This is a genomic window from Neobacillus niacini (genome assembly GCF_031457145.1).
Classification (GTDB): Bacteria; Bacillota; Bacilli; order Bacillales; family Cytobacillaceae; genus Neobacillus; species Neobacillus niacini_J.
Genome location: NZ_JAVDVZ010000033.1, coordinates 1 through 6,836, shown reverse-complemented (window position 1 = coordinate 6,836; position 6,836 = coordinate 1). Strand labels below are relative to the sequence as shown.

7 protein-coding genes, 7 tRNA genes, 1 rRNA gene and 2 pseudogenes are annotated in these 6,836 nt (G+C 35.6%); 1 reads left to right on the top strand and 16 read right to left on the bottom strand.

Annotation, left to right across the window (positions count from 1 at the left end):
• Positions 1-630: 630 nt before the first annotated feature.
• The 6 genes and pseudogenes from J2Y03_RS29115 to J2Y03_RS28765 form a co-directional block, all read right to left on the bottom strand.
• Positions 631-699, bottom strand: a pseudogene (locus J2Y03_RS29115) (YjcZ family sporulation protein); the annotation flags it as partial.
• A gap of 599 nt (positions 700-1,298) precedes the next feature.
• Positions 1,299-1,763: an NUDIX domain-containing protein gene (locus tag J2Y03_RS28785; protein ID WP_132097508.1), complete on the bottom strand. Its 465-nt coding sequence runs from the start codon at positions 1,761-1,763 to the stop codon at positions 1,299-1,301.
• Positions 1,764-1,827: 64 nt separating this feature from the next.
• Positions 1,828-2,028 carry a hypothetical protein gene (locus J2Y03_RS28780; protein WP_132097507.1) on the bottom strand — a complete coding sequence of 67 codons (201 nt, stop codon included), beginning with the start codon at positions 2,026-2,028 and terminating at the stop codon, positions 1,828-1,830.
• Between the two features lie 15 nt (positions 2,029-2,043).
• Positions 2,044-2,283, bottom strand: a pseudogene (locus J2Y03_RS28775) (MerR family DNA-binding protein); the annotation flags it as partial.
• 35 nt (positions 2,284-2,318) lie between these two features.
• Positions 2,319-3,206 (bottom strand): spermine/spermidine synthase domain-containing protein, encoded by an 888-nt coding sequence (locus J2Y03_RS28770; protein ID WP_310200693.1) that lies wholly within the window; start codon positions 3,204-3,206, stop codon positions 2,319-2,321.
• A 34-nt stretch (positions 3,207-3,240) separates the two neighbouring features.
• Entirely contained in the window at positions 3,241-4,065 is an 825-nt protein-coding gene (locus tag J2Y03_RS28765; protein ID WP_310200691.1) for a sugar nucleotide-binding protein, read from the bottom strand.
• A 184-nt stretch (positions 4,066-4,249) separates the two neighbouring features.
• Here J2Y03_RS28765 and J2Y03_RS28760 point away from each other — a divergent pair, with 184 nt between their 5' ends.
• Positions 4,250-4,438, top strand: coding sequence for a hypothetical protein (locus J2Y03_RS28760; protein WP_132097504.1), 189 nt, complete (start codon positions 4,250-4,252; stop codon positions 4,436-4,438).
• A gap of 125 nt (positions 4,439-4,563) precedes the next feature.
• Here J2Y03_RS28760 and J2Y03_RS28755 read toward each other — a convergent pair whose 3' ends face one another.
• The 10 genes from J2Y03_RS28755 to rrf all read right to left on the bottom strand — a co-directional run.
• Entirely contained in the window at positions 4,564-5,013 is a 450-nt protein-coding gene (locus tag J2Y03_RS28755; protein ID WP_310200689.1) for an SRPBCC family protein, read from the bottom strand.
• Between the two features lie 26 nt (positions 5,014-5,039).
• Positions 5,040-5,891 carry a nitroreductase family protein gene (locus J2Y03_RS28750; RefSeq protein WP_310200687.1) on the bottom strand — a complete coding sequence of 284 codons (852 nt, stop codon included), beginning with the start codon at positions 5,889-5,891 and terminating at the stop codon, positions 5,040-5,042.
• Between the two features lie 124 nt (positions 5,892-6,015).
• Positions 6,016-6,089 (bottom strand) — tRNA-Ile (locus tag J2Y03_RS28745).
• A gap of 5 nt (positions 6,090-6,094) precedes the next feature.
• Positions 6,095-6,168 (bottom strand) — tRNA-Gly (locus tag J2Y03_RS28740).
• Positions 6,169-6,175: 7 nt separating this feature from the next.
• Positions 6,176-6,250 (bottom strand) — tRNA-Gln (locus J2Y03_RS28735).
• A gap of 16 nt (positions 6,251-6,266) precedes the next feature.
• Positions 6,267-6,342 (bottom strand) — tRNA-His (locus tag J2Y03_RS28730).
• 47 nt (positions 6,343-6,389) lie between these two features.
• A tRNA-Met gene (locus tag J2Y03_RS28725) sits at positions 6,390-6,466 on the bottom strand.
• 66 nt (positions 6,467-6,532) lie between these two features.
• Positions 6,533-6,608 (bottom strand) — tRNA-Val (locus J2Y03_RS28720).
• An 18-nt stretch (positions 6,609-6,626) separates the two neighbouring features.
• Positions 6,627-6,701 (bottom strand) — tRNA-Glu (locus tag J2Y03_RS28715).
• 41 nt (positions 6,702-6,742) lie between these two features.
• A 5S ribosomal RNA gene (rrf, locus tag J2Y03_RS28710) occupies positions 6,743-6,836 on the bottom strand; the annotation flags it as partial.

Here is a 6,836-nt window from a genome sequence, read left to right as displayed (position 1 = left end):
TTTTGAAGTTAAAACTCCCGTCTCGAATGCTTCTTGGATTTCTTTAATTGTTAATTCTTCTTTGAGAATTTTATTAAAAATTAACTCCAAAAATTATTCACCCTTTCACCTTATGCATAAAATTATATTCATTATTTTATCACGTTTAGCTTTTGTTTCTTCAACTAAACTGCTTCGTTAGTTTAAGAAAGTAATCAATCTTATACTGAAAAAAGGGGCAGGCACTCCGCCCACACCCTCAAATTGCTTTTGCTAATTCGACTATGTAACCTTTTAATTACTTCGGTTCTGACAAGCATACAAGCATTTCTATCATTTCTTCGTAATTATGTATGTGATCGGATTACATAGAAGAAAAGAAGGCCCGTAGGCCCATGGAAATACTGTTTAAATCTTTTGCTTTTAGAATCTACGTCTTCTTCTTCTATCTCTTTTAAATTCAAAGGGGAAAAAGGGGAAAAATAAGAATTCAAAGGGGAAAAACCGTCTTCTTCTAAAATCGTCACGAAAAAATCGATCTCTTCTAAAGTCGTCACGAAAAAAACCCATTTGTAATCATCCTCCTTTCATTTTAGAAGTCTATATGACAGAGGGACAGATTAACTTACCCTGCCCTTTGTTCTGTACTATTTAGCAAAATGAAGCCCCTACAATGATTAGAAGTATGAACAATACAACGATTAATACAAAGCTGCTGCCGCCAAAGCCACCGCCGTATCCATAACCACCGTCGTATCCACCGTATCCGCCGAACCAACCCATTTTTTTCACCACCAATCGGACAAAAGCTATTTCTCCTTATGTATATTTTTTAAAGACAAGGGTTGATTGGACATATATCATTGTTGTAAGGACAAAACAATTTCTAAAAATAAAAAAGCGTCTGCAATACAATGCAAACGCCTCTTCTGAGGTAGTTATATTGGCTTGGCGGCCTTAATAATAACTTATGCACTCAGAATAAAGCTGAATGGGACAAGTGCTGATTAAAAGACAATTAAGCAGCCTGGATTTCCCGGATCTGGCAACCTAGCCCGATTGCACCTGTTGACCCAGTATAATAAAGTGATAAACGCCGATCCCTTGAAGTGTAAAGGATTGGCTTTTTTATGTATAAAAACATGTTACGGAGTAATCAAAAAGGAGCAGGCTTCAACCCACTCCCTTAACACTTAATAGCATAAAAAAAGACCTTCTATTGACAGTCCTGTTCTTGAACTAAAGCTCCCTTTAGCTTAATAAGGGCTACTTCAAAATTGAGAAAAAGGATTTATCGGACCCACGCTAAGTTACGAACTTTACATTGAGTATTTTTCTAGTTGCCCTTTTAATTCAATTAACTTTTTCTTAATAAAAAGGTCTGTTTCTTCAGGTAATTGGTCTAATCTGAAAAATCCAGCTTCAATTGCTTGATTCTCATCAGGCGTAACTACTCCTTTAAAGTCAGTACATAAATATCCTATTGCAACAGTGTGATATTCATTTTCACCGTCCGCTGACTTTGTATTTAATTCCATACCAGAATAAACACCAAATAATTTTAAATTATTAATATGTATCCCTATATCCTCTTGTACATTTCTTTTAACACAGTCTTCCACTGACTCATTTAATTGCAATATTCCACCAGGAATCCCCCAAGTTGCACCTGAATATCTACTTAATAAAATCTCTTCTTTTTTATTAATAATAGCTACACTTGGTCGTACTATAATCAATGGAGAAGTCCCAATCATTTCTCTCATTTTTGTACAATAATCCATAAATACCCCCCTATGATAAGTTCATTATTAAAGGAGTATCCTACTCCTTTTTAGTTGGCATTTGTCAGCCTCCTTCAATACAGGTAGCAGTGGAACTTCTAACGGCAGCATTTAATTCAATAAGAAGCGCGGTAAGAGTATCAGTTCCCAAAATAGTTTCCAATGTCTTTTCAGTAAGAGGTAAATTAAATTTGACAAAAATAGGAGCTGTTTCTTTCCAAACTTCAACAATCGCTTTTGGAGACATATTAGATTGTATGACCATATTAAGACCTCCTTTTTATTTATCGCCAATCATTAAAGTCTCAATGATAGGACAATTATACAAAGATTTTTCGTCAGGACAACTTTCTTTTAGATTAAATAACATTTGCTCAATCCTGTTTAACTCTCTAATTTTCAATTGAACATCTTCAATTTTATTAACAACAAAATTATACATATCTTTACATCGTTCATCGTCTTTATCAACGACTCCAAGTAACTTAGCAATTTCAGCTAAAGTAAATCCTAAATCCTTTTAATAAACTTTATACGATTGATACTCAAAACCTATTACAAATAGCACAAAATAGACTTTTCTATCCAATACGAAAATACAGTATTCGGGTGTTGTTCTTCAACCTTTTTCATTTTCAGATACATGTCAATCCCATCCGATACATCATGCCATAAATCCGTAAACACAAAATCATATTTGCCATTAGACATATGTTTTTGTGCATATTCAAACGCATCTGCCTTAATAATCTTAATCTTATGAGCATTTTTAAATTGCGGTAATACATATTTTTTAAATAATTGAATGACATCTTCATTCATATCCACAATTGTGACGCTTTCTACATTTTCTTTTTCAGAAACCATATAGGCATAATAACCAAGCCCTAGCCCAAATGTAAGCACGTTACCAAATGCGCCATCAACCGCATCTTTCATTGTTTCGATCTCATTCGGTGTAATGGTCATCCAGATTCGATCATTTTCTAATACGGCTGGGAAAATAAATTCTTTATCAAAAAATCCGATTTGAGGTATTTGTCTTCCCTCTTTTGTTTGGATAATATCATTACAAACAAAGCCTTCAAAAGGTTTATATTTTTCATATTTTAGCTCGCTTTTTCCGATTTTTATCGTTGGGATTTTGATATTTTTATAATATGGATTGTCATAATAATCATTTGCATCAAGTTGATGAATCATTTTTTTAATATATTGGTTGAACAAGTCCTTATCTTCATCATTATCTACAATTTCCAGCCCGAAAGCAGCAGCTAGTATGACAACGAATGCATATTCATACGATACGCCACTAGTAACAATCTCATCGATTTCTTCTTTGGTAATAAAGTCAGGTGCATGATTTAAATAATTGCTTAATAAGGCAAATACTTTGTAATTGTCTACTTTTATTTTCTCTTTTAACAAGTTATTGCGGTTCATATTCTCACCTGGTTTTATTTATTTTTTCACGAAATTATCCTAGCAGGTACGAAATAATCTCTTTATTTGTACACTGAAGGAAATCTGGAATATCATTTCGATTGGTTGTCAGTGTAAAATAATAAATCTGGCTATCGTCTTGAAACGAGCTATCTCGAAGAAGGTCATTTTTGCCTCCAAAGTTACTTAGAATCTGTTCAAAAAACTCGCTCTGCGTATGCATATCGACTGAACCTAAGTGAAATATTCCTTTGAGCCCATTTTCAATAATGAACCGTAGCTGCCTTGATAACTGAATATCTAAAAGATTATTGCATACTAAATTACTGTATACATCAATCACTTTATGATCTTTTATACTTTCTTTAATTAATTTCCATCTAGGAGAATCCTTACCCCATATTGCTGGGATACGGATAATCATTGCTCGTTCTCCTAAAATATCATTTAGCATATTTTCGCAATCAATTTTATATTTGCCATAATCTGATTCGGCAATAGGAATATCTGTTTCTAAATGTGGTTTTGAAAAGTCCCCATCAAAAACATTGGTGGTAGACACGTAGTACACACGACTTTTTGTATTAACTAATTCCAAAGCCAATTCATTATGAAACTTGAGCTGCTGATCAAACTCTCCCCTTAGGCAGGAAATTACAATATCAGGTTGAATGGAATTTAGTATTTCCTTCAGTTTATCAATCTGCTGGACTTCCAATTGGAACTGCTTCTCATTAGGGAGATTGGTTAACGAAGATGAATAGGTTCCGAATAAGTCAAATCCATCTTTCAATTCCTCAATTAACGCTTTCCCCACAAGACCGCTTGCACCAAGAATAAGCACCTTTTCCACAGACATTCCCCCATTGTAATTACTCACTATTAAACGTTTAAATTTTTTTAAATTTATCTATCAACCTAATATTATACATTTTAAAAAGATACCAGTCGTTAAACTACACACCAAATGCTTCATGCCCTGCATAAGTTCAGCTTGAGGTAAATATGATAAAAATAAGTATCCTAATAAAGGAGTTGTTTGAATGGTAATCTTCAATAAAATTGCTCTATTTTTTGTTGTTCTATTCTCTGTTGTCATTATTTTAAATACCTATTTAGGAGAAACTGAACGGGTCCAATCCAATGTTATTTACTTATTAATGAATGGATTTGCCTATATTGTCTCTGCTATGGATATTGAAAAAAGAAAAGTGGAGCTGTCGAAGAGTTAATTATAAATTTCGATAACAAGATATTTAATTGAACGTTTGATTAGTTTCTTTCTAACTGAATAAAACCCATTTATATCAGGTATCCAACCCGTTTAATCAAACGTTTGATTAGTTCCATTATATAGCTATTTTTCGGCTATTTTCTTTAAACCTCTTGCTCGATTAGCTATAAATTTTCTCATATACTTCTCTAAAAACAACTTATCAATTAGTATACCAATTGGGCCAAATCGCGATCTATATTGAAAATGATCAATCATGGTTGTACCTTCTTCTTCTTCAATAAACTGGTGGATGTGGATGAAGGACTTAAATGCACCTTTTACCATTACATCTACAAAACTATGGGGTTTTTCCATAAATATCACTTTTGCTGTTAACCTTTGTTTGATACCAAAGTGTACAGCTTCCCAGGTAACACTATCACCTTCCTGCAAAAGCCCTGCTGTAACCCCTCCAACAGCCCTTTCCTTTGTTTTAACTGATGTTCGAGTATGAACCTCGACATCTCTAGCTAAGTCAAAACAAATTTCTATTGGCGCCTTTATGAATTGTTTATGCTCTATCACAGGCATTTCTTACTTCTCCATTTCTAACTTCATTAATATGTATTCCAGCTGACAATATACTCTGTATGCTCATTAGGGAGCTTTAAATTGGGATTTTCTATAACCCAACGACCTTCAATATTCAATTCCTTACAGGCTGATTCAAATTGACACATGGCAATTCCCATATCCAAGAGCTGCATGTCATATCCTAATTTGGAACTGTAATTTGGCGTATGCTCTATATAAAAATCGCAGACTTTACGATCTGCAGATAATACAAGTCTCCAGGGCTGTTTATTGGAGGCAGATGGTCCAAGCCTAACCATTTCAATAGGAATTTCAAAAGGACCTGCTTCTTTCTTAGTTAAGCCGGTTTCGAATGTTTCAGCATAGAATAGCTTATCCCAAGTCTTCTTATTGTCTGCCTTTACAACGTATCGAAGAGCTTTGTCAAAGACCCTTTGTTTTTGATTCGGATAGCCGATTGGTGTTATACAGGGGATGAATTCTCCTTCCCCAAGCTGGACTTCCTGTTCAAATGAATTTCGGTTAAAGGTGCCTCCCATCCAGCATGTACCTATTCCTAACTCAGTTAAAAATAAAACCAGCTTTTGAAAGACATATGCAAACTCCACTAGTGTGTATTTACTATTTTCCGTGGCACCAACCAAATAACCTTGTGGATTTTTAATAAATCCATATGTACCTAGCTTTATGCCTTTGTCACTTACATTATTAGTTACTTGAATAAACTCAATTTTCCCCTTATTCCCAAAAGGTCCAACTAAGTTTTCTTTATTGTTTATATATTCTCTTATTTTTTTATAATCGGTTTCTGTGATGTATTGAGTATCAAACGTTCTAATTGACTGGCGTTTCTTCATGATTTCAATGAGACTCATGTTGGTCCTCCTTTCTTACTTTTGGATTTGTCGTACTGTATCTCACTCTTATTTTAATCCCACATGCAGAAAAAGACAAAAAGAGTGATTACTATTGTTAGCAATCACTCTTTTAAAATATTTATGGGCCTAAATGGACTCGAACCATCGACCTCACGCTTATCAGGCGTGCGCTCTAACCAGCTGAGCTATAGGCCCTAATATGGAGCGGGTGATGAGAATCGAACTCACAACATCAGCTTGGAAGGCTGAGGTTTTACCACTAAACTACACCCGCAAAAAAATGGCTGGGCTAGCTGGATTTGAACCAACGCATGTCGCAGTCAAAGTGCGATGCCTTACCGCTTGGCTATAGCCCAATATGTAATATTGTAATGGGGCGGCTGATGGGAATCGAACCCACGAATGCCTGAACCACAATCAGGTGCGTTAACCACTTCGCCACAACCGCCAAAATAATATAGTTGAGGTTTAACAGCTTAAACCTAGTAATTTAATTGGTTGCGGGGACAGGATTTGAACCTGCGACCTTCGGGTTATGAGCCCGACGAGCTACCAGACTGCTCCACCCCGCGATAATATGAAGATTATTTTCACTTCGTGAAAAATTGAAAGTTATTTTCACTATCGTGAAAAAACTTTGGTGGAGGATGACGGGATCGAACCGCCGACCCTCTGCTTGTAAGGCAGATGCTCTCCCAGCTGAGCTAATCCTCCACTATATCAATAAAACTTTGGTGACCCCTACGGGACTCGAACCCGTGTTACCTCCGTGAAAGGGAGGTGTCTTAACCACTTGACCAAGGGGCCATCATTAAAAAACGAGAAAATAAAAGCCCCAAAGGGGCTATGCCTGGCAACGTCCTACTCTCACAGGGACAAAGTCCCAACTACCATCGGCGCTGAGAAGCTTAACTTCCGTGTTCGGTATGGGAACGGGTGTGA